Genomic DNA, 23,482 nt, shown 5'->3' with positions numbered 1-23,482 from the left:
GAGCGCCTGACCGCGCTCTTGCCGGCTTCGCACTACTGCACGCGATCAAGCATCTTGTAGTACATTCCGACCAGCGGCAGGAACCATGGCTTGCCGAAATGGCCGGGTACGGCGGGCCAGTCGAGGCCCTTCATCGGGTTTTGATCTTCTCGTCCGAGCATCGCGTCGGCGATGGTCATGCCGAGATGGGTCGAGAGCTGCGCGCCATGGCCCGAATAGCCCATCGCATACCAGAGCCCGTCCTGATAGCCGGCGCGCGGAAAGCGATCGCTGGTCATGTCGACGAGTCCACCCCAGCAATAGTCGATCTCTATGCCGGCGAGCTGTGGGAAGATGCGGGTGAGGCCGTCGACGAGGATGGTGCCGCTCCTGGCGTCGGAACGCTGGTCCGACGTCGCCGAGAAGCGCGCGCGCCCGCCAAAGATCAGGCGATTGTCGGGAGCCAGCCGAAAATAATTGCCGACATTCATTGACGTGACGCAGGTGCGATTGCCGGGCATGGTCGCCGCGATCTCGGCCGCGTCCAGCGGCCGGGTCGCGATGATGAAGCTGCCGACGGCGACGAGGCGTCGCCGGAAGTAACCGAAATTGGGCGTGGTGTAGGCGCCCGTCGCCAGCAGCACCTGATCGGCGGTGACGCTGCCGCGCGACGTCGTCAGGCGATGGCGCGATCCTTCGCGCGCCTGCGACGTGACCGGTGCGTTCTCGAAGATGACCGCGCCGCGGCGCTTGGCCGCCTCGGCCAGCCCGACGCCGTAGCGTCCCATATGCATCATCGCGCTCTTCTTCGAGAGCATCGCGCCAAAGAAGGGCGAGCCGATCTCAGCGCTCAGATCCTTGGGGGACAGCAGCGCTGTCTCTGGATCCACCTCACGGTGGACCGCATCGAAGTTCCGGGCGATGGCGTCGAAATGGTTCGGCTTGGAGGCGAGCTTCAGCTTGCCGGCGCGGCGGAAATCGCACGCGATGCCCTCCTCCGCAATCAGCGCCTCGAGCGTGTCGATCGAGGCGTCGAGCGCACGGTAAAGCGCGACGGCCCGCTCCTGGCCGAGCTCTGCCTTGGCGGCGAGATAGCTGTGGGCGAGACCATTGTTGAGATGGCCGCCGTTCCGACCCGATGCGCCGCCGATCACCCGGTCTGCTTCGAGAACGACAACTTTCGTGCCCGCCTTCGCGAGTTGGCGCGCAGCCCCCAGGCCCGTGAAGCCGCCACCGATCACCGCAACGTCATAGTGCCCCTCGACGGGACCTTCGGCGCCGCCGGAAAAGCGTGGTGCGGTATCGTGCCAGTAGGAAACGTATTTCACCGCAAATCCTGCCGGCTCAGAGTCCGAACACGCCCGGCAGGCCGCCGATGTCCTTGATCTCGACATAGCCATAATAGGGATTGGCGGGCTCGTGCCCCCGATTGACCCACACCTTGTTCTTGATGCCGAGGTCGTGCGCCGTCATCAGGTCGTAGCGGAAGGACGAGGAGCAGTGCACCACGTCCTCGGGACCGCAGCCAAGCGTATCGAACATGAACTCGAAGCCCTTCATGCGGGGCTTGTAGGACTGGGCCTGTTCAGCCGTGAGCGCAGCGTGAAACGGCGCGCCGAGCTTGGCCACGTTGGACGGCAGCTGCGCATTCATGGCGTTCGAGAGGATGACGAGCGGAATCTCCTTCGCGACCTTGGCAAGGCCGGCCGGAACGTCGGGATGCGGCCCCCAGCTCGGCACGCGTTCATAGACCATCTGCGCATGCTCGGGCTTGAAGGCGACGTCATTGCGCTTGCACGCGCGCGCCAGCGCATTGTGGATCACGTCGGCATAGGGTTTCCAGTCGCCGAGAATCTCGTCGAGCCGATACGCCGCGAAATCCCGCACGAGCGCGGCCATCTGCGCCTCGGGGAGATGCGCGCGATAGAGATCCTGCGCCGCTTCCGCCATCTGGAAATTCGTCAGCGTGCCGTAGCAGTCGAAGGTCACGTATTTCGGGCGAAACTGGCTCATCATCCCTGTCCTGGTGCGCGCGATATCAGCGCCACGACAATAGAACAGCCGCGCGGCATAAGATGCGGCTTTTCCGCCGGCTGCGGTGGAAGATATCGTTCGCACCGTGGCCTTCAGACGATCTGCACGTCGCCAAGAGACGAGACTGGCGGGCGACAGGAACACGAGTCAATGACAGAGAGCACCATCTCGCTCACCACCTTCCGCCCCGAACATCTCGACGGTGCGTTGCGCCTATCGCGCCAAGCCAACTGGCCGCACCGCCTCGAGGACTGGCAACTGGCGCTCGGCCTCAGCACGGGCCTCGTCGCGCTGGATGCCGACACCACGACCGTGCTCGGAACGGTCCTGATGACGCCCTACAAGCAGGATCTCGCGACCATCAACATGGTCATCGTCGATGAAGCCGCCCGCGGGCGCGGATTGGGCCGCCAGCTCATGGAGGCCGCCATCGCATTGGCGGGATCGCGCACGCTGAGGCTCGTTGCAACCAGCGAGGGCCTGCCGCTCTATCAGAAGCTCGGCTTTTGCCGGACCGGAACCATCGTCCAGCATCAGGGCCCGGTCGTGCGCGTCATGCCGCCTGCCAATGTCCGGCCGGCAGAGCCGCGCGACATCCGCGAGATCATCGAACTCGACAGAAGCGCCTATGGCGCCGATCGGGAGGACCTGCTCCGCACCCTTGCGAAGGCCGGCCGTCTCGCCGTGCTCGATAACGGCCGAAGCGTCGCCGGCTTCGCGGCGCTGCGCGCTTTCGGCCGAGGTGAGGTAATCGGTCCTGTCGTGGCCGCAAATGCGGACGACGCGCAGTCGCTGCTCGCCTATTTCATGGCCGGGCGCGAAGGACGCTTCGTTCGCGTGGACACCGCCGAGGCGTCTCGATTGGGGCCCTGGCTCATCGACAAGGGTCTCGTCCGGGTCGACGAAGGCATTGCCATGCAGCGTCCCGCCACCGTGCGATCCGCCGGCACATCACCCACCACATTCGCCCTCGCCAGCCAGGCTTTCGGATAAGCGGAGACCTTGATGCTCAGCAATTCTCTCATCGAGCTCGATCGGGCCCATCTCATCCACCCGGTCGCGTCGTATCGAGGGCACGAAGCGTCCGGCGTCAGGGTGCTGAAGTCGGCGAAGGGAGCTACCGTGACGGACGCTTCCGGACATCAGCTCGTCGACGGCTTTGCCGGGCTCTGGTGCGTCAATGCCGGCTACGGGCACGAGAGCATCGTTGCGGCCGCCGCCCGGCAGATGCAGGAGCTTCCCTACGCGACGGGCTATTTCAGCCTCGGCTCGGAACCCGCGATCCGGCTTGCGGCCGAGTTGGCGCAGCGCGCGCCCGGCGACCTCAACCATGTCTATTTCACGCTGGGTGGTTCGGATGCCGTCGACAGCACGGTCCGCTTCATCCGTTACTATTGGCACGCGCGGGGTGAGCCGCAGCGCGAACATTTCATCTCGGTCGAACAGGGCTATCATGGATCTTCGACCGTCGGCGCCGGGCTGACGGCCCTACCCGCCTTCCACGCCGGGTTCGGCGTGCCACTCAGCTGGCAGCACACGATCCCCTCGCACTATGTCTATCGCAATCCGGCCGGCGAGGACGACGACGCCATCATCGCGGCCTCGCTTGCCGCGCTCGATGCGAAAATCGAGCAGATCGGAGGCCCGCACCGCGTCGCCGCGTTCTATGCCGAACCGATCCAAGGCTCGGGCGGCGTGCTCGTGCCGCCGAAAGGCTGGATGAAGGCGATGCGCGCGCGGTGCCAGGCGCATGGCATCCTTTTCGTCGCTGACGAGGTCATCACCGGCTTCGGCAGGACCGGACCGCTGTTCGCATGCAGCGAGGACGAGATCGTCCCCGACCTCATGACTGTCGCCAAGGGGTTGACCTCCGGATACGTCCCGATGGGCGCGGTCTTCATGTCGGATCACGTCTACGACGCGATTGCCGATGCGGCGGGCTCCAGCGCCGTCGGCCATGGCTACACCTACTCCGCGCATCCGGTCAGTGCCGCAGTGGCCCTGGAAGTACTGCGCCTCTACGAAAACGGCCTGCTTGCGAATGGCACGAAGGCGGGCGCGCGTCTGATGGCGGGCCTTCAGTCGTTGAAGGATCACCCCCTCGTCGGAGACGTGCGCGGCCGCGGCATGCTGGCCGCGGTCGAACTCGTCACCGACAAGCGGCGCAAGACGCCGCTTCCTGCCGCGGCCGAACCGGCAAAGCGCATCTTCGAGCGCGCCTGGAAGCACGGCCTCGTCATCCGCGCTTTCCCGACCGGCGTGTTGGGCTATGCCCCGCCGCTCTGCTGCTCCGAGTCCGATATCGATGCCATCATCGAGCGCACCGCCAGAATGCTCGACGATACGCTGGCCGATGCCGAAGTTCGCGCCGCGCTGCAACATTAGTAGGCATGCACAATGAGCCGGCTGGACGCAGGTCCGAAATACTAGAAACAGAGACATCTTCGCAATTTTGTGCCGTGGCCCGCGGTTTTTTCGGCCAAAGCCGCGGGACTATCCTGCGAGACTTCGATCGCGGGAAAGAATGCAGTCCTGAGTGGAGATGCGGCAATCGTCGTTACGACGGACCGCTCTCCAGCCTCCACCACAACGGCGCGGCAGAACAATCTGCCGCTCACCGCAACACGAGCCGCAGCCGTAGCCAGCGAGGGGATTGACATGAGCGATACGACGAACTGGTCTTCTTCGGACGATGCCACGATCGAGAACGCTATTCGGCGCGGGGCTTCACGCCGCGACCTGCTGAAGCTGATGCTCGCCAATGGCATGGCCCTGGCTGCAGCCAGCACGGTCTTCGGCCGCGCGTCGGAAGCAGTGGCGGCGACACCCGTGAAAGGCGGCGCCCTGAAAGCTGCGGCCTGGTCCTCATCGACCGCCGACACGCTGGATCCCGCCAAAGCCTCGCTTTCGACCGACTATGTTCGCTGCTGCTCCTTCTACAACCGCCTGACATTTCTCGACCAGAGCGGCGTGCCCCGGATGGAACTCGCCGAGTCGATCGAGAGCGGCGATGCCAAGACCTGGACGATCAAGCTGAAGAAGGGCGTCACCTTCCACAGCGGCAAGGAGCTCAGCGCCGACGACGTCATCTTTTCGCTGAAGCGCCATCTGGACAAGGCCACCGGATCGAAGGTCGCGGCGATCGCGTCCCAGATGACCGACTTCAAGGCCGTCGACAAGACGACCGTCGAGGTCACGCTGGCAAGCTCGAACGCGGACCTGCCGACGATCCTGTCCATGCATCACTTCATGATCGTTGCCGACGGCACCACCGATTTCTCCTCGGGCAACGGCACCGGCGCCTTCAAGTGCAAGCAGTTCACCCCCGGCGAGCGCTCGATCGGCGTGCGGAATACGAACTACTTCAAGGGCGGGCCGAACGTCGATTCATTCGAGTTCTTCGCCATCCCCGATGAAAACGCCCGCATCAATGCCCTGCTGTCCGGAGACATTCACCTCGGTGCCTCGATCAACCCACGGTCGGTGCGCCTGCTCGACGGCAAGGAGGGCTTCGCGCTGTCCACGACCACGTCGGGCACCTACACCGACCTGAACATCCGCATGGACATGGCGCCCGGCAACAACCGGGATTTCGTGGAAGGCATGAAATACGTCGTCAACCGCGAGCAGATCGTCAAATCGGCGCTGCGCGGCTTCGGCGTCGTCGGCAACGACCAGCCCGTGTCGCCCGCCAATGTCTACCACAACGCCGCCCTCAAGCCCAAAACGTTCGACCCGGACAAGGCCAAGTTCCATTTCCAGAAGGCCGGCGTCCTCGGTCAGACCATCGAGGTCATCACGTCAGAGGCGCCCGGTTCTGCCATCGACATGGCCATGATCATCCAGGCCTCGGCCGCGCAGATCGGCATGAAGCTCGACATGAAGCGTGTGCCCTCCGACGGCTACTGGAGCAATTACTGGCTGAAGGCGCCGATCCATTTCGGCAACATCAACCCGCGTCCGACGCCCGACATCCTGTTCTCCCTGCTCTACAAGTCGGACGCGCCATGGAACGAGAGCCGCTTCGTCTCGGAGAAATTCGACAAGCTGCTGGTCGAGGCCCGCGGCTCGCTCGATCAGGCCAAGCGCCGCGAGATCTACAATGAGATGCAGGTCCTGGTGTCGGAGCAGGCCGGCACCATCATTCCGGCCTACATCTCCAACGTGGACGCCATCACTGCCAAGCTGAAGGGACTGGAGCCCAATCCGCTCGGCGGCATGATGGGCTACGCTTTCGCCGAGTACGTCTGGCTTACCTCCTGACCGGCGCGCAGCGAGGTCACTGCTGCGGGTCCAGACACGGAGCCGGGGCTGACGAAAATGACCGGCGTTGCGTGGGAGCGCGAATGTGAAAAAGCAGGTTTCGTCGCTTGTGGTCAGACGGCTTCTCATCGCCTTGATCACGCTCGTGATCGTTTCCTTCGCCGTCTTCTTTGCGACCGCGCTCCTGCCCGGCGATACCGCCACGATCCTGCTCGGGCAGTCCGCGACACCGGAAGCCGTCGAGGGCCTGCGCAAGGCGATGCACCTCGACGACCCCGCGATCATTCGATTCCTGAAATGGATGGCCGGCCTGTTCCAGGGTGATTTCGGCAAGTCTTATGCAAACAACGTCCCGGTCGCCAATCTGATAAGCGGACGGTTCGTCAACACGATGAAGCTTGCGGGATTGACCGCCGCGATCGCGGTCCCCCTTGCGCTGACGCTTGGCATCACCTCCGCGATGTGGCGCGGCACGCTGTACGACCGCATCGTGACCGTCGGAACCATCGGCATCATCTCGGTGCCGGAGTTCATGATCGCAACGCTGGCGGTGCTGCTCTTCGCGGTCTACCTCAAATGGCTGCCGGCCCTCTCCCTCACCAACGAGGTCAAATCGTTCCATGACCTGGTGCGGATCTACGCGATGCCGGTCATGACGCTCACATTCGGCGTTTCGGCGCAGATGATCCGCATGACCCGCGCCGCCGTGGTCGAGACATTGAACACGCCCTATGTCGAGATGGCGCTGCTCAAGGGCGCCTCGCGCCCCCGGATCGTGCTGCGGCATGCACTGCCCAATGCGCTCGGTCCCATCGTCAATGCGGTCGCGCTCTCACTGTCTTATCTGCTCGGCGGCGTGATCATCGTGGAGACCATCTTCAACTATCCGGGCGTCGCAAAGCTGATGGTCGATGCCGTTTCGACCCGTGACCTGCCGCTGATCCAGACATGCGCGATGATCTTCTGCCTGGGTTATCTGGCGCTGATCACCGTTGCCGACATCATCGCCGTCCTGTCCAATCCGAGGCTCCGATGACGAACCCGACCTCGTCAGGGCGGCTGGGCATGCGGTTGGGCTATCGCTTCAACCTCATAGGCCTGTCGGCGCTCGGCATCATCCTTCTCTGGGGCTGCGTCGCCATTTTCGCTCCGCAGATCATCCCGCATTCCGTCGGCGAAATCGTCGATGCCGATTATTTCGGACCCATGAGCCGGGATCTGTGGTTCGGTTCGGACTATCTCGGCCGGGACATCTTTTCGCGCATCCTGATGGGCGCGCGCTACACGCTCGGCATCTCGCTCGCCGCCGTCTCCATCGCCTGCTTCAGCGGCGTCGCGCTCGGCATGACCGCGGCCGTCGCCGGAGGGTGGCTCGACAGCATGCTGAGCCGCTTTCTCGATGCGCTCAACTCGATACCCAGCAAGCTGTTCGGCCTCGTCGTGGTCGCCGCGGTCGGCTCGTCGATCCCCGCGCTGATCGGAACGTTGTCCGTGATCTACACGCCGGGCGCCTATCGCTTCGCGCGGGCTCTCGCAGTCAATGTCAACACGATGGACTTCATGGTGGTCGCCCGTATCAGGGGCGAACGCCTGCCCTACCTCATCGCCTCGGAGATTCTTCCCAACATCCTCGGTCCCGTGCTTGCCGATCTCGGCCTGCGCTTCGTCTTCATCGTGCTGCTGCTCTCCGGCCTGTCCTTTCTCGGGCTCGGCGTGCAACCGCCCTACGCCGACTGGGGAGCGCTGGTTCGCGAGAACATTGCGGGCCTGCCCTTTGGCGCACCGGCGGTGATTTTCCCCTCGCTCGCCATCGCCAGTCTCACCATCAGCGTCAACCTTCTGATCGACAACCTGCCGCGCAGGATCCGCGACCGGGGCATCGAATGACGGGAAACCTCGTCGAGATCCGCAATCTCAGGGTTGAGGCAACGACCGACGCGGGCAGGCGGGTCGAGATCATCAAGGATGTCAGCCTCGACATCGCCGAAGGCGAGATCGTCGCCCTCATCGGCGAGAGCGGCTCGGGCAAGACCACCATTGCCATGACGCTGATGGGCTACGCCCGGCAAGGCTGTGCGATCACCGGCGGCGAGGTGCGCCTGGCCGGCGTCGACATGGTGAAGCTTTCGGAAACGGAGCGCGCCCGCATTCGCGGCACGAGCGTCGCCTACGTGCCGCAGAGCGCGGCGGCCGCCTTCAACCCCGCACTCACCATCATGGATCAGGTCATCGAGGTGGCGCGGATCCACAGGCTCATGTCGCCTGCCGAGGCGCAAGCGAAAGCGCTTTCGCTGTTCAAGGCCCTGTCGCTGCCGGAGCCCGAGACGATCGGCAACCGATACCCGCACCAGGTCTCGGGCGGCCAGCTGCAGCGCCTCGCCGCCGCGATGGCCTTGATCGGCCAGCCGAAGGTCGTCATCTTCGACGAGCCCACCACCGCGCTCGATGTCACGACGCAAGTCGAGGTGCTGCGTGCGTTCAAGTCCGTCACGGCCCAGCACAACATCGCCGGCGTCTACGTCTCGCACGATCTGGCCGTGGTCGCCCAGATCGCCGACAGGATCGTCGTCCTCAAGGACGGCACGGTCCAGGAAACGGGGACGACCGATGATATCCTCGAGAACGCTCAGCACCCCTATACGAGGCAGCTGCTGGCCGCATTCAGGCCGAAGACTCAGCAGCGGGCGCCCGACGACGAGAGTGCGACGAAGCCCCCCTTGCTTGAGGTCGACAATCTGACGGTCGGCTACGGACCTCGCTCGCGCGATGGACAGCCGCTGATCAACGCCGTCCAGGCCGTCAGCCTCAAGCTGGATCCGGGACGAAATCTCGGCATCATCGGCGAGTCCGGGTGCGGCAAGTCAACGCTTGCCCGGGCGATTGCCGGCATCCTGCCGGCTCATGCGGGCGACATCATCTTCAACGGGCGCGAATTGGGGAAGGCCGGCCGCAACCGCACCCGCAACGAGCTGCGCCAGATCCAGATCGTGTTCCAGCATGCGGACACCGCGCTTAATCCGGCAAAGTCGGTGGACGACATCCTGAGGCGTCCCCTCACCTTCTACCACGGCATGAGGGGCAAGGCGCGCGATGCGCGCGTCAGCGAACTTCTCGATCTCGTCCGTCTCCCCAAATCCGTGCGCCATCGATTGCCGGGAGAGCTGTCAGGCGGCCAGAAGCAGCGGGTGAACTTTGCCCGCGCACTCGCCGCCGAACCCATGCTCATCCTGTGCGACGAGATCACGTCGGCTCTCGATACGGTCGTGGCGGCCGCGGTGGTCGAACTCCTCAAGGAATTGCAGCGCGAGCTCGGCATCTCCTATGTCTTCATCAGCCACGACCTGTCGGTCGTCGAGGCGATCTGCGACGAGATCATCGTGATGTATCGCGGCCGGAAGGTCGAGCAGATCGCCTCGACCGGGCTGACGGCCCCGCAGCACCCCTACACGCGGCTGCTGTTCTCCTCGGTGCCCAAGCTCGATCCCGACTGGCTCGACAATCTGGAACAGAATGCCGAAGAGCTGCGCGCCTATAGTCACCGGTAGGAGCGGCTGGTGCAGCTGGCAATCAAGCCGGAAACAGGCTGGTGAGCGGCATCTGCGAGCGCACGATCGGCGACTTGAGGACGACGAAGCTGAAATATTTGTCGATGCCGATGTCCATGTCCGTCAGGCGTTCCATGATCGTCTGATATTCGCCGATACTGGCGGTGACGAACTTCAGCATGTAGTCGTAACCTCCCGAAACGAGATGGCATTCGATCAGCTGGTCGACCTTGTCGACCGCCCCCAGGAAACGAGCAAAGTCGATTTGTCGGTGATTCTTCAACGTAACTTCGGTGAACACGGTCAACGTCTGTCCCAGCTTGCGCACGTTGATCTGGGCCGCGTAACCCTCGATGTAGCCCTCGGTCTGCAATCTCTTCACACGCATGAGACATGGACTGGGTGACAGATTGACCAGTTCAGCGAGCTCGACATTGGTGATGCGGCCGTTCTTTTGGAGCTCGTGGAGGATCTTGATGTCGATCCGATCCAGCTTCATTGGTGTCTCTCCGTTGAGCACGCGCCAGAAGGCACAGCAGAAAATTTGGCACAAAGAGCCGAAAGCTCACTTATCCTGCATCCATAGCCCATCACTGGCGTCATATCGCGCGAGCAGGACGCAGTTTTGTGGCACAGCGAGGATACAGCATAAAATGCTGGACCGCCATCAAATCCAGCGCCGTCCGCGCCGACGGGCGACTTACGCTGCGAGCAGCGAAATCTAGGAAGCCAGGATGCCCGCGCCACTCAGCCATATCGAGACCTCGCAGGACCTTCCTCCCAGCGCCGATGTGGTGGTCATCGGAGGCGGCATCATCGGGGTCTTCGCCGCGTACTATCTCACCCTGCGAGGGCTTAGCGTCACGCTGGTGGAGAAGGGGCGGATCGGAGCCGAGCAGTCCAGCCGCAACTGGGGCTGGTGCCGCCAGCAGAACCGCGATGCCCGCGAGCTGCCGATCGCGACCAAGAGCCTGGACTTGTGGGAGCGTTTTGGCGCTGAAAGCGGCGAGAGCACAGGCTTCTCTCGCTGCGGCCTTCTGTATCTCAGCAACGACGAGACCGAACTCGAGGGCTGGGCGCGCTGGCGCGACTTCGCTCGAACGGCTGGCGTGACCACTCACATGCTCGATTCGACTGAGGCGAAGCAGCGCGGCGTGGCGACGGGGCGCGCCTGGAAGGGCGGCGTCTTCTCGCCGACCGACGGCACCGCCGATCCCGCCAATGCAGCGCCGGCGGTGGCGCGGGCGATCCTCAGGCGCGGGGGCACCGTGCACGAGATGTGTGCGGCTCGCGGGCTGGAGACCGAGGGCGGCCGCGTGAGCGCAGTCGTGACCGAGCGCGGCGCAATTCGCACGCGTGTCGCCATATTGGCCGGCGGCGCATGGTCCTCGTCCTTCTGCCATCAGGCCGGCATCCGCCTTCCGCTCGCTTCGATCCGATCGTCCATCCTGTCCGTCTCGGGCAATGCAAAAGGCCTACCGGACGCGCTCCACACCTCCGCCGTTTCAATCACGAAACGCAGCGATGGTGGATATACGCTCGCCATCAGCGGCCGCGGCCGCATCGATCCGACTGCGCAGCAGCTCCGCTTTGCCCCTCAATTCCTGCCGATGTTCTTGCGGCGCTGGCGCAGCCTGCTCCCCGGCGGCCTTGAAGGCGCGAGGTCGGGACATGAAACGCTACGCCGTTGGCGCCTCGATGGCCCGACCCCGATGGAGCGCGTTCGTATCCTCGATCCGGCGCCGGATCAAAGCACGATCGAACTCACTCATCGACGCGCCCTCGAGCTACTACCAGCGCTGAGGGACACGAAGATCACGGCTGCATGGGCGGGCTACATCGATTCGACGCCTGATGGCGTGCCAGTCATTGGCGAAGTGTCGCGTTTCCCCGGCTTGATACTGGCTGCGGGCTTCAGCGGCCATGGCTTTGGCATCGGTCCAGGGGCGGGCCACCTGATCGCCGACATCTTAACCGGCGCGGTGCCAATCGTGGATCCAAGGCCTTACCGGCCAGATCGCTTCACAGGACTCAGTGTTGGAAAAGTGTCGGACTTCTAAGGCGACGCGCCTTCGGCCGAGCTGACCGCCAGGTCAGACCGAGACCGACAAACTCCAAGGCCGCTTCGGTCAGCTCTGGGCGCGGCCGACCGACTCGTTCTTATGACGTGATCGACTCGTTCTTATCGTGTCGGCATGGCAATGACGGCGCCTACACTCCCGCCATCATCACGTATTTGATCTCGACATATTCTTCCATGCCGTGACGCGAGCCTTCGCGCCCCAGGCCGCTCTCCTTGACGCCGCCGAAGGGCGCGACTTCGGTGGTGATGAGGCCGGTGTTGACGCCGACCATGCCGGACTCCAACGCTTCGGCGACGCGCCAGACGCGGCCGAGATCGCGAGAGTAGAAGTAGGAGGCCAGGCCGAACGGCGAGGCGTTGCACATCGCGATGACGTCGGCCTCGTCCTTGAAGCGGATCACCGGCGCGAGCGGGCCAAACGTCTCTTCCTGAGCCACCAGCGAGTCCGGCTTGACGTCGGCAAGCACGGTCGGCTCGAAGAAGGAGCGCCCGAGCTCGCTGCGCTTGCCGCCGGTGACGACCTTGGCGCCGCGCTTCACGGCGTCGGCAATGTGGCGCTCGACCTTGTCGACCGCCTTCATGTTGATCAGCGGGCCCTGCGTCACGCCGCTCTCGGTGCCGTCGCCAATCTTCATCGCCGCGACCTTCTTCGACAGCTTCTGCACGAACTCGTCGTAGATCTTGTCCTGGGCGTAGAGGCGGTTGGCGCAGACGCAGGTCTGACCCATGTTGCGATATTTCGAGACGATGGCGCCTTCGACCGCGGCATCGATATCGGCGTCGTCGAACACCACGAAGGGCGCGTTGCCGCCGAGCTCGAGGCCGAGCCGCTTCACGCCGACGGAGGCCTGCTGGTAGAGAATCTTGCCGACGGCAGTCGAGCCGGTGAAGCCGACGAAGCGGACCGCAGGATGCTCGCACAGCACCTTGCCGATCGGCGGCGCATCGCCGGTGATGATGTTGAACACGCCCTTGGGCACGCCGGCCTTTTCCGCAAGAGCTGCGAGCGCGAGCGCCGACAGCGGCGTTTCGTTGGCGGGCTTGAGCACCACGGTGCAGCCGGCCGCAAGCGCCGGCGAGACCTTGCGCGTGATCATCGAGTTCGGGAAATTCCACGGCGTGATCGCGCCGCAGACGCCGATCGGCTGCTTGATCGCGAGCAGCCGCGCATCGGGCCGCTGGGTCGGGATGGTCTCGCCGTAGACGCGGCGCGCTTCCTCGGCGAAGAACTCGATGTAGGCCGCGCCGATGTCGACCTCGCCGAGCGCCTCGGAGAGCGGCTTGCCTTGCTCGGAGGTGAGGATCAGCGCGAGGTCCTCGCGGTTGGCGACGATCAGATCGAACCATTTGCGCAAGATGTTGGAGCGCTGCTTGGCAGTGAGCTTGGCCCAGGCGGGAAAGGCGCGCTCGGCGGCTTCGACCGCCTTGGTCGTATCGTCCGCGCCAAGCTGCGGAACTTTTGCGAGCTCGACGCCCGTGGCGGGATTATTGACGGCGAAGACCGGCGTGCCGACCCAGGCGCCGTCGATGTAGCAAGCCTCCTTCAGCAGCGAGGGGTCCTTCAACCGGTCGCGCAGGACGGTGGTGGCATGCTGGGCGCGTGCGGCGGCGGTCGGGGTCATGGCGTTACTCCTCGGAGCGTTCGGATCGGCCCGGAATATAGGGACAGACGGCGCACAATGCACCGCCCCGCAACGCACATCAGATGGGAGCTAAACTCGCAGCGACGATCCCTTACCTCTCCCGGCGGGGAGAGGTGGGGCATCGTGACCGCTGCAGCAGGTCAACCTGGTCTCGTCGTTGTTCAGGCCGCGCCGCTCATATAGGTCTCGCGCCGGCCGATCATGCGCTCGGCGGCGGCCTTGGCGTCGGACTTCGAGGAGGTCGCGCAGGTCCGGTATTCGAGGTCGGGAGCGCCCGAGGTGTCGCGGCGGCCAAACCACGACTTCGAGCCGACCGGCAGCAGCGCCAGCGCCTGCGCCAGATTGTCAACCGCACCGAAGGAGTAGAGCGCGCCGCTGCCGGCAATGCGGACCTCGTAAATGCCGGGCGAGATCGGCGCCTCGAGATTGTCGCCCCGTCCGGGACGGGGATAGCGCTTCCATTCGCTCCAGGTTGAAATCATCAGAGGTCCCCCTCGCGGCCGGTGCCGGCCGCCAAAAATTGTATCAAGTCATAACGTTCGCGGCTGATTGGGCCCGTTGCCGAACGCCGCAACGCACAAAATGTTTCAGGTGCTTCAAACACGCGAAACATATCGCCTGAGCCCATCCACGGTCACGGTTTGTCGCGGTCATCCACCGCAGATTGTAACGGAGTGTTGCAGTTGAGCCGCCTTGTCGTCCTGCGCGGGGCGCGGGCCGTCAAGTCACGACATCGCGACCGGCGGAGGCATCGGGACGCGCTTGCCGCGCGGGGCACGCAGGAGGACAATCGATCACTTCCAACAATAATCAAACCGGAGGAAACGCGTATGCGAAGCCAAGCCCAGATCGACGAGATTCTGCGTAAGACAAGCGACGCCAAGGAGATTCCCGGTGTCGTCGCCATCGCCGCCAGCGGTAACGACGTGCTCTATCAGGGCGCGTTCGGCAAGCGCGATCTGTCCAAGCCCGACGCGATGACAACGGACAGCGTGTTCTGGATCGCCTCGATGACGAAGGCGGTGACATCAGCGGGCGCAATGCAACTGGTCGAGCAGGGCAAGCTGTCGCTGGACGCGCCGATCGGTGACGTGCTGCCCGACCTCGCCAAGCCGCAGGTGCTCGAAGGCTTTGACGCCAAGGGCGAGCCGAAATTGCGGCCGGCCAAGGGACCGATCACGCTGCGCCAGCTCATGACCCACACCGCCGGCTTCTGCTACGACATGTGGAACGGCGATATGGGCGTCTATCTGGAGAAGACCGGAACGCCGGGTATCATCACCTGCCAGAACGCCGCGCTGAAGACGCCGATCGCCTCCGATCCCGGCACGCGCTGGGAATACGGCATCAATATCGATTTCGTCGGCAAGGCGGTGGAAGCCGTCAGCGGCAAGCGGTTGGACGCGTATTTGCGCGACAATCTGTTCGCCCCGCTCGGCATGGGCGACACCGGCTTCAAGATCACCGACGACATGCGCAAGCGCCTCGTCGGCATGCATGCACGCGGCGAAGACGGCCAGCTCGGATCGATCCCGTTCGAGCTCGAGCAGGCGCCGGAATTTTGCATGGGCGGCGGCGGCCTCTATGCAACCGCGGCCGACTACATCAAGTTCACGCAGATGATCCTCAACAAGGGCCGCGGCAACGGCAACCAGGTGCTGAAGGCCGAAACGGTCGCGACGATGGGACAGAACCACATCGGCGATCTCAACGTCACCAAGATGACTTCGGTGGCGCCGATGTACACCAACGACGTCGATCTCTATCCGGAGCAGGCGAAGAAGTGGGGCCTCAGCTTCCTCATCAACACCGCCAAGACGGCCGAGGGGCGCAGCGCAGGCAGTCTCGCCTGGGCGGGCCTCGCCAACACCTATTACTGGATCGACCCTGCGCGCGACGTCACCGGCGTGATCCTGATGCAGGTGTTGCCGTTCGCGGACGGAAAGTGCCTGGAGGCGTTCGCAGGATTTGAGCGCGGGGTCTATGCCGGGCTCGATGCGGGCAGCGGGCAGAAGGCGGCGTGAGGGACGCTGTTCTCACCACGCGACAACTGTCATTCCCCGCGAAAGCGGGGAATCCAGTACGCCGCAGCTTCTCGACCAACCACTGATGTCTCGGAGTACTGGATCGCCCGGTCAAGCCGGGCGATGACAGCGGAGGATGAGGCACGAGCGTGCCTCCCCATCGTCATTGCGAGCGTAGCGAAGCAATCCAGTCTGCCACCGCAGAAACATTCTGGATTGCTGCGCTCGCAATGACGGGGAGAGGCGAGCCTTACGCCGTCAGCCCGCGCTGCCCGGCCAATTCCTTCAGCGACACTTGCGGACGCGCGCCGATGTGCTGGATCACTTCGGCCGCCGCGAGTGCGCCGATCTCGCCGCACTGCTTGTACGGCAGGTTGCGCGCCAGGCCATAGAGGAAGCCGGCGGCGAAGAGATCACCGGCGCCTGTCGTGTCGACCACTTGCTTGACCGGGGAAGCCGGCGCGGCGACGGCGTCTTCCGCCGAGACGACCATGCAGCCCTTCTCGCTGCGGGTGACCACGCCGAGATTGACGTCGTTGCGCAGCTGCTTCAGCGCCGTGTCGAAGTCCGAGGTCGTGTAGAGAGAATGCAGCTCGGATTCGTTGGCAAAGACGATGTCGACGGTGCCGTTGCGCATCAAGGACAGGAATTCGTCGCGATAGCGATCGACGCAGAAGGAATCCGACAGCGTCAGCGCCACCTTGCGCCTGGCGTCATGGGCGATCTTGGCCGCCTTGACGAAGGCCTCCTTGGCGTTCTTGGGGTCCCAGAGATAGCCCTCGAGATAGACGATCCCGGCGCTCGCGATCTCGGCGGGGTCGATGTCGGCCGGCGACAAATCCTGCGCCGCGCCGAGATAGGTGTTCATGGTGCGCTCGCCATCGCCCGTGACCAGGATGTACGAGCACCCGGTGGCGGGGCCGTCCTTCGCGGCGGGCGTGTTGAAGGCGACGCCGGCAGCGCGGATGTCGTGGACGTAGAGCTTGCCGATCTGGTCGTCCTTGACCTTGCCGACATAGGCGGCACGCGCACCGAGGCTGCCGATGCCGACGATGGTGTTGGCGGCCGAGCCGCCCGAGACTTCCGTCGCCGGGCCCATGTCCTGGTAGATGGCGGCGGCCCGCGCCTCGTCGATCAGGGACATGCTGCCCTTGGTCATGCCGTGCTTGGCGAGAAAAGCCTCGTCGGTCCTGACCAGGACGTCGAACAGCGCGTTGCCAATCCCGAGAACGTCATATTTCACGTCAGCCATTCACCTTGATCCTGTTGCCGGATTGCGATTGCCGGAAAAATCCGCTTCCTGTCGGCCTGAAATCTGCCTCGCGGCCTATCACGACCCGGCCTTTGCGGGCAAGCCACGGTATTATGCAGACGCAATGATCCGCTCCTTCCTGACCGTATCGACGGGAACACTGGCCTCGCGGCTGCTCGGCTTTGCGCGCGATTCCATGATTGCCGCCCTGCTCGGCACCGGCGCGGTGGCGGATGCGTTTCTGGCGGCCTTCCAGCTCGTCAACGTGGTGCGCCGGCTGCTCAGCGAAGGGGCACTGAACGCGGCACTGGTCCCGGCCTGGCTGCGCGTCCGCGACCGCGATGGCGAGGCGGCCGCATCCGCCTTTGCGGGACGCGTGCTCGGCACGGTCAGCGCGGCCCTGATCGCGATCTCGGTCGTCATTGCGCTGCTGATGCCGCTGATCATCACGGTGATCGCACCGGGATTCCTCGGTAGCGGCACCCTCGATCTCGCCGTCCAGAACGCGCGGCTGATGCTGCCCTATCTCGCGTTCGCCGGCCCCGTCACGGTGCTGATGGGGCTGCTCAACGCGCAAGGACGTTTTGCCCTCACGGCGTTCTCGCCGCTGCTGTTCAACATCGCCCTGATCGCCGCGATTGCGGTGCTGCTCGGCTGGCATGCCGATGCAACCTCCGCCGCGTGGATACTGGCGGCGACCGTCGGCATCGCTGGTCTTCTGCAACTCGCCATGCTGCTGTCACAGCGCAGCGGCCGCCTCGCCACGCCGTTGCGCGTCAACTTCGACAAGGAGATGCGCGGCTTCTTCGCCAAGGCCATCCCCGGCATGATCGCAAGCTCGGGCCCGCAATGGCTGATGGTGGCCGGTGCGATCATCGCTTCGGCCACGCCCTCTGCCGTCTCCTGGCTCTATTTCGCCAACCGCCTGATCGAGCTGCCGCTCGGCATCGTCGGCGTCGCCATGGGCACGGTGCTGGTGCCGGAGCTCACACGCGCCGTCACCGGCGGCGACCGCGACGCGGTGGCGCATGCGCAATCGCGCGCGCTGGAACTTGCGACCGGGCTCGCACTGCCGGCAACGCTCGGCCTGATCGTGCTGGCCGAGCCGATCGTGCGGCTGCTGTTCGAGCATGGCGCCTTCGGCGCCGATGATAGCGCGGCTACCGCGCGCGCGCTGATGTGGCTGGCGCTGGGCCTGCCGGCTCATGTGCTGATCAAGGCGCTGTCGCCGGCCTTCTATGCCCGCAGCGACACGATGACGCCGCTGCTGGCGACGGCCAAGGGATTTGTGGTCGCGATCGCGCTTGCGGTTCTCCTCGGCCATTTCTTCGGTGCAAGCGGGATCGCGGCGAGCATCGCGGCCGGCGCCTGGAGCAGCGCGCTCTCGCTGCTGCGCAAGGGCACGCGCGAATTCGGCTTCTCGGTCGATGCGAGCGCCCGCAAGCGGCTGCCGCGGATCGTGCTCGCCGCTTCCGCCATGGGCGCCCTGCTCTGGCTGACCGCGGGTCTGGTGCCTGCCGAAGCGCATGGCCTCATCAAATTCATCGTGCTGGGCGTGCAGATCGCGGCCGGAATCGCCGTCTACGGCCTGCTCCTGCAAACCCTCGGCGCGGCCTCCTGGCGCGAGGCGGCTGCCGCCTTGAGGCGGCCCGCCTAGCCCGACCTCGGCGCGCAGGATTATCGAATTGCCCTTGACGGGGCAGCGCCGCTGTTGGAAACGACGGCCGGTACCTTCTAGGAAAAGCTTGCCATGCCATTCGTTGAACGGGTCTTTTCGGGCGTCCAGCCGACGGGCAATCTGCATCTCGGCAATTACCTCGGCGCGATCGTCAACTTCGTGAAGATGCAGGAAACCCACAACTGCATCTATTGCGTCGTCGACATGCACGCGATCACGCAAGGCGTGGACGTCTGGGGCGGCCCGCTCGAGCTCGCGCGCAACACCCGCGAGGTGACCGCGGCGTTCATCGCGAGCGGCATCGATCCGAACAAGCACATCGTGTTCAACCAGAGCCAGGTCTCGGGACACGCCGAGCTCGCCTGGATCTTCAACTGCGTCGCGCGCATGGGCTGGCTCGGCCGCATGACCCAGTTCAAGGAAAAGGCCGGCAAGGATCGCGAGAATGCCTCGGTCGGGCTGTTCGACTATCCCGTGCTGATGGCGGCCGACATCCTGCTGTACCGCGCCACGCACGTGCCGGTCGGCGAGGACCAGAAGCAGCATCTCGAGCTCTCGCGCGACATCGCGCAGAAGTTCAACAACGACTTCGGTGACTCGATTCGCGCCCAAGGCACCAATGACGGCCTGTTCTTCCCGCTGCCGGAACCCTTCATCACGGGCCCGGCGACGCGCGTGATGAGCTTGCGCGACGGCACCAAGAAGATGTCGAAGTCGGATGCCTCGGACAATTCGCGCATCAACCTCACCGACGACGCCGACACCATCGCGCAGAAGATCCGCAAGGCGAAGACCGATCCGGAGCCGCTGCCGACCGAGGAGAAGGGCCTGGAAGCCCGCCCCGAGGCCGACAATCTCGTCGGCATCTTCGCGGCGCTCTCCGACCGCTCCAAGGCCGACGTGGTCAGGGATTTCGGCGGCGGACAGTTCTCCAGCTTCAAGAATGCGCTGGCGGAGCTGTGCGTCACCAAGCTCGCGCCGATCGCCGGCGAGATGAAGCGCCTCGTCGCCGACCCCGGCCATATCGACGCGATCCTGAACGAGGGTTCTGACCGGGCCCGCGCCATCGCCGAGGAGACCATGAACCTCTCGAAGGACATCGTCGGCTTCATCCGCCGGCGCTGATCATCGCATCCGCAAACCGCGGCCGGCGCGCTGGCGTCGGCCGCTTCCCTCTCCCAAACGTTGCGGGAGTGTGGCAGCATGTCGGCCGTGCACATTCCGGGACATGCATGACCAGCAAGCGACTTTGCTTCGAGCCGGGTCACAAGCCCAAATGCCTCGTCATCGTCGACGACACCGCCGAATGGGACCGCGCGGTCTATTACGCCAGCCGCTGGGCGATCCGCGCCGGCGGCGGCGTGGTGATGCTGCGCATCATCGAGCCCGAGCAGCAGACCCAGGAATGGCTTGGTGTGGCCGACATCATGCGCGCCGAGGCGCATGAAGCGGCGGAAGCCGCGCTCGACCGCGCCGCCGGCCGCGCCAACGGCATTGCCGCGATCACGCCGGAACGGGTGATCCGCGAAGGTGCGTCGATGGAACAGCTGCTCGCGGTGATCGACGAGGACCCCGACATCGCCATGCTGGTGCTTGCCGCCAATCCCGGCGCGGAAGGCCCCGGGCCACTGGTCTCGCTGCTCACGCATGCGCTGGGCACGTTCCCCGTTCCCGTGACGATCGTTTCCGGCGCGCTGAGCGACCAAAGCGTGGATTCGCTGTCATAGGCCGCCTCTGACCCTCCCCTGGAGGGGAGGGTAACCCGCTGATATAACAACGGAACGGCCATCTCACCCCTTGATCGTGCGTTCGCCGTCGCCATCTGCTAGTGGATAGGCCACGCGCCGGCCTTGAACCGGCGACGTCTGGAGAAAACCATGTTCATTCAAACCGAAGCCACCCCCAATCCCGCCACGCTGAAATTCATTCCTGGCCGCGTCGTGGTCGACGGCAGCCCGATGGAATTTGCGAGCCGCGAAGCCGCGGCGCGTTCGCCGCTCGCCGAGAAGCTGTTCGAGGTGCCCGGCGTCACCGGCGTGTTCTATGGATCGGACTTCATCACCGTGACCAAGGCGAACGGTGAATGGCAGCAGCTCAAGCCCGCGATCCTCGGTGCCATCATGGAGCACTACATGTCCGGCGCGCCGCTACTCGCCGGCGGCGCCGCGCAAAGCGATGCCGATCTCGACGACGAGGACGAGTTCTTCGACGAGGCCGATGCCGAGACGGTCGACATGATCAAGGACCTGATCGAGACCCGGGTGCGTCCGGCGGTCGCCAATGACGGCGGCGACATCACCTTCCGCGGCTTCAAGGACGGTATCGTCTATCTCAACATGAAGGGCGCCTGCTCCGGCTGCCCGTCATCGACCGCGACGCTGCAGCACGGCATCCAGAACCTGCTCAAGCACTTCGTACCCGACGTGGTCGAAGTCCGGCCGATGTGAGCGGTAGGTGAGTAGCGAATGGCGAATAGGATTCCAATCGGCTAGACTATTCGCTGTTCGCCAACCGCCAACCGCTTTTCCATGCTGATCCTTGCCATCGATACCGCGCTGGAAGCGTGCGCGGCCGCCGTGCTCGATACCGACGCCGGCGAGCTCCTTGCGCAGGAGCAGCTTCTCATGAAGCGCGGCCACGCCGAGGCGCTGATGCCGATGATCGCGCGCGTCATGCAATCGGCCAATCTCGCCTTCACCGCACTCGACCGCATCGCCGTCACCGTCGGCCCGGGAAGTTTCACGGGCCTCCGCGTCGGCATTTCGGCGGCGCGCGGCCTTGCACTCGCGGCCAAGCGGCCGGCCGTCGGGCTGACGACGTTATCGGCCTATGCCGCCACCGTCGTCGGCCAGAGCAAATCGGCGCCGGTGATCTCCGCGATCGATGCGCGGCACGATCACGTCTACTTCCAGATTGTCGCCGGCGACGGTAGCCAGCTGGTGCGGCCGGGCGTTGCTCCCATCGACGAGGCGATCGCGGCCTCGCAATTCGGCGCACCGCATCTGGTCGGCAATGCCGCCAACATTCTCGCTGATCGCTGGCCGAAGGATGCACCGCAGCCGGTCGCGGTGGATGCGCAGCCCGCGCCCGACATCGGCTGGGTCGCATGGCTTGGCGCTGCCGCCGATCCCGAGACAAATCCGGCGCGGCCATTCTATCTGCGCGCACCCGATGCAAAACCGGCAACGCAGCCCCCGCTCGCGGCTCAAGCCGCAACCTCATGATGAGCTGGTTGTCGGAATGGTGGCGCGGCGGCACGGCCGCCGTCGAGCCGGCTTCCGCGCGCGATGCCGCGCGGCTCGCGCAGCTTCACGGCGCCTCCTTTGCGCACGGCTGGGGCGAAGGCGAGTTCGAGAGCATGATGAGCGAGCGCAACACGCTGGTGCATCGGCTGCGCCTCGGTCGCAAGACCATCGGCTTTGCGGTGTCGCGGATCGGCGCGGACGAAGCGGAGATCCTGTCGATCGCGGTCGACCAGGCCCATCGCGGCCGCGGCCTCTCCCGCACGCTGCTGATGACCCATCTCGGCCACCTCGCCGGACGCGGCGTGCGCACGATATTTCTCGAGGTCGAGGAAAACAACCAGCCGGCACGGCGGCTCTATGCGGGGTGCGGATTCATGGTGGTCGGACGCCGCGAACGCTACTATAAGCAGCCGAACGGGGAACAATTGAACGCCCTTCTGATGCGGCGTGACTTGTCGTAACATTGATGGCAGAAAGCGCCCCGTCAGGCAGACAGATCATGACCGCACTGAAACCTTCTTCTGCATCCAAGTCGTCCGGCATCGAGGCGCGCTGTGCCGCCACCGGCATGCGCATGACCGAGCAGCGCCGCGTCATCGCCCGCGTGCTCGCGGAGGCGGTCGATCATCCCGACGTCGAGGAATTGTACCGGCGCTGTGTCGCCGTCGACGACAAGATCTCGATCTCGACCGTGTATCGCACCGTCAAGCTGTTCGAGGATGCCGGCATCATCGAACGCCATGACTTTCGCGAGGGACGCGCGCGCTACGAGACGATGCGCGACAGCCATCACGACCATCTCATCAATCTGCGCGACGGCAAGGTGATCGAGTTCACCTCCGAAGAGATCGAGAAGCTGCAGGCGGAGATCGCCCGCAAGCTCGGCTACAAGCTGGTCGATCACCGGCTCGAGCTCTATTGCGTTCCGCTCGACGACGACAAGCCCACAAGCTAAGTGCCCGTCGACCTCATCATTTTCGATTGCGATGGCGTGCTCGTGGACAGCGAGGTGATCTCCTGTCGCGCGCATGCGGATGTGCTGAGCCGCCACGGCTATCCGATCACCTCGGAGCAGGTGCTGGTCCGCTTTCTCGGCGTATCCGAGAAGGACGCGCGGCGGATGGTCGAGCAGGAAATCGGCCGCAGTCTCCCCGACGATCTCGAGAGCCAGGTGAATGCGGCCACGCTGCAATTCTACGCCAGCGATTTGCAGCCGATCATCCATGTGGCCGCGGCGATTGCCGCAATCGATCTGCCGAAATGCGTCGCATCGAGCGGCACGCCGGACAAGATCCATCACGGCCTGACGTGCGCCGGGCTCTACGACCTGCTCGCCCCGAACATCTTTTCCGCGAGCCAGGTCGCACGCGGCAAGCCCGCGCCCGATCTGTTCCTGTTTGCCGCCGAACAGATGAAAGTCGCGCCGGAGCGGTGCGTCGTGATCGAAGACAGCGTCCCCGGCGTGACCGGCGCACACGCCGCCGGGATGACCGTGCTGGGCTTTCACGGCGGCAGCCATTGCCCACCAGGTCACGCCGAACGGCTGCGTGCGGCCGGAGCCGGATTGACGTTCGACGATATGCGGCAACTGCCGGAGCTGGTCCGGCGAAGGCTGGATTTGCCCGAGCTTCAGTCATAAGCGCGTGTCGAGACCATGGACGGGCAACACGACATCGCTCTGATCGGCGCCGGTGACGACGAAAGAGCCGTGTTCACGGAGTACGAAATCGGTCCCG

General features: G+C 64.7%; 22 protein-coding genes. 16 read left to right on the top strand and 6 right to left on the bottom strand.

What is annotated here, in order from left to right; translation table 11 throughout:
- Positions 1–32: 32 nt before the first annotated feature.
- Together BM118_RS31185 and BM118_RS31180 are read right to left on the bottom strand one after the other, a co-directional pair.
- Positions 33–1,307: an NAD(P)/FAD-dependent oxidoreductase gene (locus tag BM118_RS31185; protein WP_092190483.1), complete on the bottom strand. Its 1,275-nt coding sequence runs from the start codon at positions 1,305–1,307 to the stop codon at positions 33–35.
- 16 nt (positions 1,308–1,323) lie between these two features.
- The gene (locus BM118_RS31180; RefSeq protein WP_092190690.1) at positions 1,324–1,992 is read right to left on the bottom strand and encodes a haloacid dehalogenase type II; all 669 of its coding nucleotides are present in this window, start codon (positions 1,990–1,992) and stop codon (positions 1,324–1,326) included.
- A 171-nt stretch (positions 1,993–2,163) separates the two neighbouring features.
- On the opposite strand from BM118_RS31180, the gene BM118_RS31175 reads away from it, so the two are divergent.
- The 6 genes from BM118_RS31175 (at position 2,164) to BM118_RS31150 (ending at position 9,821) form a co-directional block, all read left to right on the top strand.
- Positions 2,164–3,006 (top strand): GNAT family N-acetyltransferase, encoded by an 843-nt coding sequence (locus BM118_RS31175; protein WP_092190481.1) that lies wholly within the window; start codon positions 2,164–2,166, stop codon positions 3,004–3,006.
- Positions 3,007–3,018: 12 nt separating this feature from the next.
- Positions 3,019–4,398: an aspartate aminotransferase family protein gene (locus tag BM118_RS31170; protein ID WP_092190479.1), complete on the top strand. Its 1,380-nt coding sequence runs from the start codon at positions 3,019–3,021 to the stop codon at positions 4,396–4,398.
- 273 nt (positions 4,399–4,671) lie between these two features.
- Positions 4,672–6,276: an ABC transporter substrate-binding protein gene (locus tag BM118_RS31165; RefSeq protein WP_092190477.1), complete on the top strand. Its 1,605-nt coding sequence runs from the start codon at positions 4,672–4,674 to the stop codon at positions 6,274–6,276.
- Positions 6,277–6,361: 85 nt separating this feature from the next.
- On the top strand, positions 6,362–7,312 hold the full coding sequence (locus tag BM118_RS31160; RefSeq protein WP_092190474.1) for an ABC transporter permease: 951 nt from the start codon (positions 6,362–6,364) through the stop codon (positions 7,310–7,312).
- A complete protein-coding gene (locus BM118_RS31155; protein ID WP_092190472.1) occupies positions 7,309–8,163 on the top strand; it encodes an ABC transporter permease in 855 nt (284 codons plus the stop codon). The genes BM118_RS31160 and BM118_RS31155 overlap by 4 nt, the downstream gene beginning before the upstream one ends.
- A complete protein-coding gene (locus tag BM118_RS31150; protein ID WP_092190470.1) occupies positions 8,160–9,821 on the top strand; it encodes an ABC transporter ATP-binding protein in 1,662 nt (553 codons plus the stop codon). Before BM118_RS31155 ends, BM118_RS31150 begins: the two co-directional genes overlap by 4 nt.
- A gap of 22 nt (positions 9,822–9,843) precedes the next feature.
- Here BM118_RS31150 and BM118_RS31145 read toward each other — a convergent pair whose 3' ends face one another.
- Positions 9,844–10,320, bottom strand: coding sequence for an Lrp/AsnC family transcriptional regulator (locus BM118_RS31145; RefSeq protein ID WP_092190468.1), 477 nt, complete (start codon positions 10,318–10,320; stop codon positions 9,844–9,846).
- A 235-nt stretch (positions 10,321–10,555) separates the two neighbouring features.
- On the opposite strand from BM118_RS31145, the gene BM118_RS31140 reads away from it, so the two are divergent.
- The gene (locus BM118_RS31140) at positions 10,556–11,881 is read left to right on the top strand and encodes an NAD(P)/FAD-dependent oxidoreductase (RefSeq protein ID WP_092190466.1); all 1,326 of its coding nucleotides are present in this window, start codon (positions 10,556–10,558) and stop codon (positions 11,879–11,881) included.
- Between the two features lie 151 nt (positions 11,882–12,032).
- On the opposite strand, the gene BM118_RS31135 is transcribed toward BM118_RS31140, so the two are convergent.
- Positions 12,033–13,526: an NAD-dependent succinate-semialdehyde dehydrogenase gene (locus BM118_RS31135; RefSeq protein ID WP_092190464.1), complete on the bottom strand. Its 1,494-nt coding sequence runs from the start codon at positions 13,524–13,526 to the stop codon at positions 12,033–12,035.
- A gap of 182 nt (positions 13,527–13,708) precedes the next feature.
- Positions 13,709–14,029 carry a hypothetical protein gene (locus tag BM118_RS31130; protein ID WP_092190461.1) on the bottom strand — a complete coding sequence of 107 codons (321 nt, stop codon included), beginning with the start codon at positions 14,027–14,029 and terminating at the stop codon, positions 13,709–13,711.
- Between the two features lie 348 nt (positions 14,030–14,377).
- Here BM118_RS31130 and BM118_RS31125 point away from each other — a divergent pair, with 348 nt between their 5' ends.
- A complete protein-coding gene (locus BM118_RS31125; protein WP_177234864.1) occupies positions 14,378–15,571 on the top strand; it encodes a serine hydrolase domain-containing protein in 1,194 nt (397 codons plus the stop codon).
- Positions 15,572–15,821: 250 nt separating this feature from the next.
- On the opposite strand, the gene BM118_RS31120 is transcribed toward BM118_RS31125, so the two are convergent.
- Positions 15,822–16,823, bottom strand: coding sequence for an adenosine kinase (locus BM118_RS31120; RefSeq protein WP_092190457.1), 1,002 nt, complete (start codon positions 16,821–16,823; stop codon positions 15,822–15,824).
- A 124-nt stretch (positions 16,824–16,947) separates the two neighbouring features.
- Between BM118_RS31120 and murJ the strand changes: the two genes are divergently transcribed.
- The 8 genes from murJ to BM118_RS31080 all read left to right on the top strand — a co-directional run bounded on the left by murJ (position 16,948) and on the right by BM118_RS31080 (position 23,385).
- Positions 16,948–18,480: a murein biosynthesis integral membrane protein MurJ gene (gene murJ / locus BM118_RS31115; protein WP_092190455.1), complete on the top strand. Its 1,533-nt coding sequence runs from the start codon at positions 16,948–16,950 to the stop codon at positions 18,478–18,480.
- Between the two features lie 93 nt (positions 18,481–18,573).
- Positions 18,574–19,626 carry a tryptophan--tRNA ligase gene (trpS, locus tag BM118_RS31110; RefSeq protein ID WP_092190453.1) on the top strand — a complete coding sequence of 351 codons (1,053 nt, stop codon included), beginning with the start codon at positions 18,574–18,576 and terminating at the stop codon, positions 19,624–19,626.
- 107 nt (positions 19,627–19,733) lie between these two features.
- Complete coding sequence (locus tag BM118_RS31105; protein WP_177234863.1) at positions 19,734–20,228, top strand: universal stress protein; 495 nt, start codon at positions 19,734–19,736, stop codon at positions 20,226–20,228.
- Between the two features lie 150 nt (positions 20,229–20,378).
- Positions 20,379–20,948 carry a NifU family protein gene (locus BM118_RS31100; protein WP_092190449.1) on the top strand — a complete coding sequence of 190 codons (570 nt, stop codon included), beginning with the start codon at positions 20,379–20,381 and terminating at the stop codon, positions 20,946–20,948.
- A gap of 81 nt (positions 20,949–21,029) precedes the next feature.
- Complete coding sequence (tsaB, locus tag BM118_RS31095) at positions 21,030–21,725, top strand: tRNA (adenosine(37)-N6)-threonylcarbamoyltransferase complex dimerization subunit type 1 TsaB (RefSeq protein WP_092190447.1); 696 nt, start codon at positions 21,030–21,032, stop codon at positions 21,723–21,725.
- Positions 21,722–22,207 (top strand): ribosomal protein S18-alanine N-acetyltransferase, encoded by a 486-nt coding sequence (gene rimI / locus BM118_RS31090; protein WP_027546805.1) that lies wholly within the window; start codon positions 21,722–21,724, stop codon positions 22,205–22,207. Before tsaB ends, rimI begins: the two co-directional genes overlap by 4 nt.
- A 38-nt stretch (positions 22,208–22,245) precedes the next feature.
- On the top strand, positions 22,246–22,701 hold the full coding sequence (locus BM118_RS31085; RefSeq protein WP_027546806.1) for a Fur family transcriptional regulator: 456 nt from the start codon (positions 22,246–22,248) through the stop codon (positions 22,699–22,701).
- Positions 22,702–23,385 carry an HAD family hydrolase gene (locus BM118_RS31080; RefSeq protein ID WP_092190445.1) on the top strand — a complete coding sequence of 228 codons (684 nt, stop codon included), beginning with the start codon at positions 22,702–22,704 and terminating at the stop codon, positions 23,383–23,385. It abuts the gene before it with no gap.
- Positions 23,386–23,482 lie beyond the last annotated feature (97 nt).

Origin of the sequence: Bradyrhizobium sp. cf659, assembly GCF_900113725.1 — a bacterium.
GTDB lineage: Bacteria > Pseudomonadota > Alphaproteobacteria > Rhizobiales > Xanthobacteraceae > Bradyrhizobium.
This window is presented reverse-complemented; position numbering and strand designations above follow the sequence as displayed.

Bases quoted from the DNA above. Each gene is read 5' to 3' on its own strand.
- murJ (WP_092190455.1), top strand. From the start codon at position 16,948: ATGATCCGCTCCTTCCTGACCGTATCGACGGGAACACTGGCCTCGCGG.
- BM118_RS31130 (WP_092190461.1), bottom strand. From the start codon at position 14,029: ATGATTTCAACCTGGAGCGAATGGAAGCGCTATCCCCGTCCCGGACGG.
- BM118_RS31140 (WP_092190466.1), top strand. From the start codon at position 10,556: ATGCCCGCGCCACTCAGCCATATCGAGACCTCGCAGGACCTTCCTCCC.
- BM118_RS31100 (WP_092190449.1), top strand. From the start codon at position 20,379: ATGTTCATTCAAACCGAAGCCACCCCCAATCCCGCCACGCTGAAATTC.
- BM118_RS31085 (WP_027546806.1), top strand. From the start codon at position 22,246: ATGACCGCACTGAAACCTTCTTCTGCATCCAAGTCGTCCGGCATCGAG.
- BM118_RS31180 (WP_092190690.1), bottom strand. From the start codon at position 1,992: ATGAGCCAGTTTCGCCCGAAATACGTGACCTTCGACTGCTACGGCACG.
- BM118_RS31125 (WP_177234864.1), top strand. From the start codon at position 14,378: ATGCGAAGCCAAGCCCAGATCGACGAGATTCTGCGTAAGACAAGCGAC.
- BM118_RS31170 (WP_092190479.1), top strand. From the start codon at position 3,019: ATGCTCAGCAATTCTCTCATCGAGCTCGATCGGGCCCATCTCATCCAC.
- BM118_RS31135 (WP_092190464.1), bottom strand. From the start codon at position 13,526: ATGACCCCGACCGCCGCCGCACGCGCCCAGCATGCCACCACCGTCCTG.
- BM118_RS31175 (WP_092190481.1), top strand. From the start codon at position 2,164: ATGACAGAGAGCACCATCTCGCTCACCACCTTCCGCCCCGAACATCTC.
- BM118_RS31145 (WP_092190468.1), bottom strand. From the start codon at position 10,320: ATGAAGCTGGATCGGATCGACATCAAGATCCTCCACGAGCTCCAAAAG.
- BM118_RS31150 (WP_092190470.1), top strand. From the start codon at position 8,160: ATGACGGGAAACCTCGTCGAGATCCGCAATCTCAGGGTTGAGGCAACG.
- BM118_RS31105 (WP_177234863.1), top strand. From the start codon at position 19,734: ATGACCAGCAAGCGACTTTGCTTCGAGCCGGGTCACAAGCCCAAATGC.
- trpS (WP_092190453.1), top strand. From the start codon at position 18,574: ATGCCATTCGTTGAACGGGTCTTTTCGGGCGTCCAGCCGACGGGCAAT.
- BM118_RS31165 (WP_092190477.1), top strand. From the start codon at position 4,672: ATGAGCGATACGACGAACTGGTCTTCTTCGGACGATGCCACGATCGAG.
- tsaB (WP_092190447.1), top strand. From the start codon at position 21,030: ATGCTGATCCTTGCCATCGATACCGCGCTGGAAGCGTGCGCGGCCGCC.
- BM118_RS31155 (WP_092190472.1), top strand. From the start codon at position 7,309: ATGACGAACCCGACCTCGTCAGGGCGGCTGGGCATGCGGTTGGGCTAT.
- BM118_RS31120 (WP_092190457.1), bottom strand. From the start codon at position 16,823: ATGGCTGACGTGAAATATGACGTTCTCGGGATTGGCAACGCGCTGTTC.
- rimI (WP_027546805.1), top strand. From the start codon at position 21,722: ATGATGAGCTGGTTGTCGGAATGGTGGCGCGGCGGCACGGCCGCCGTC.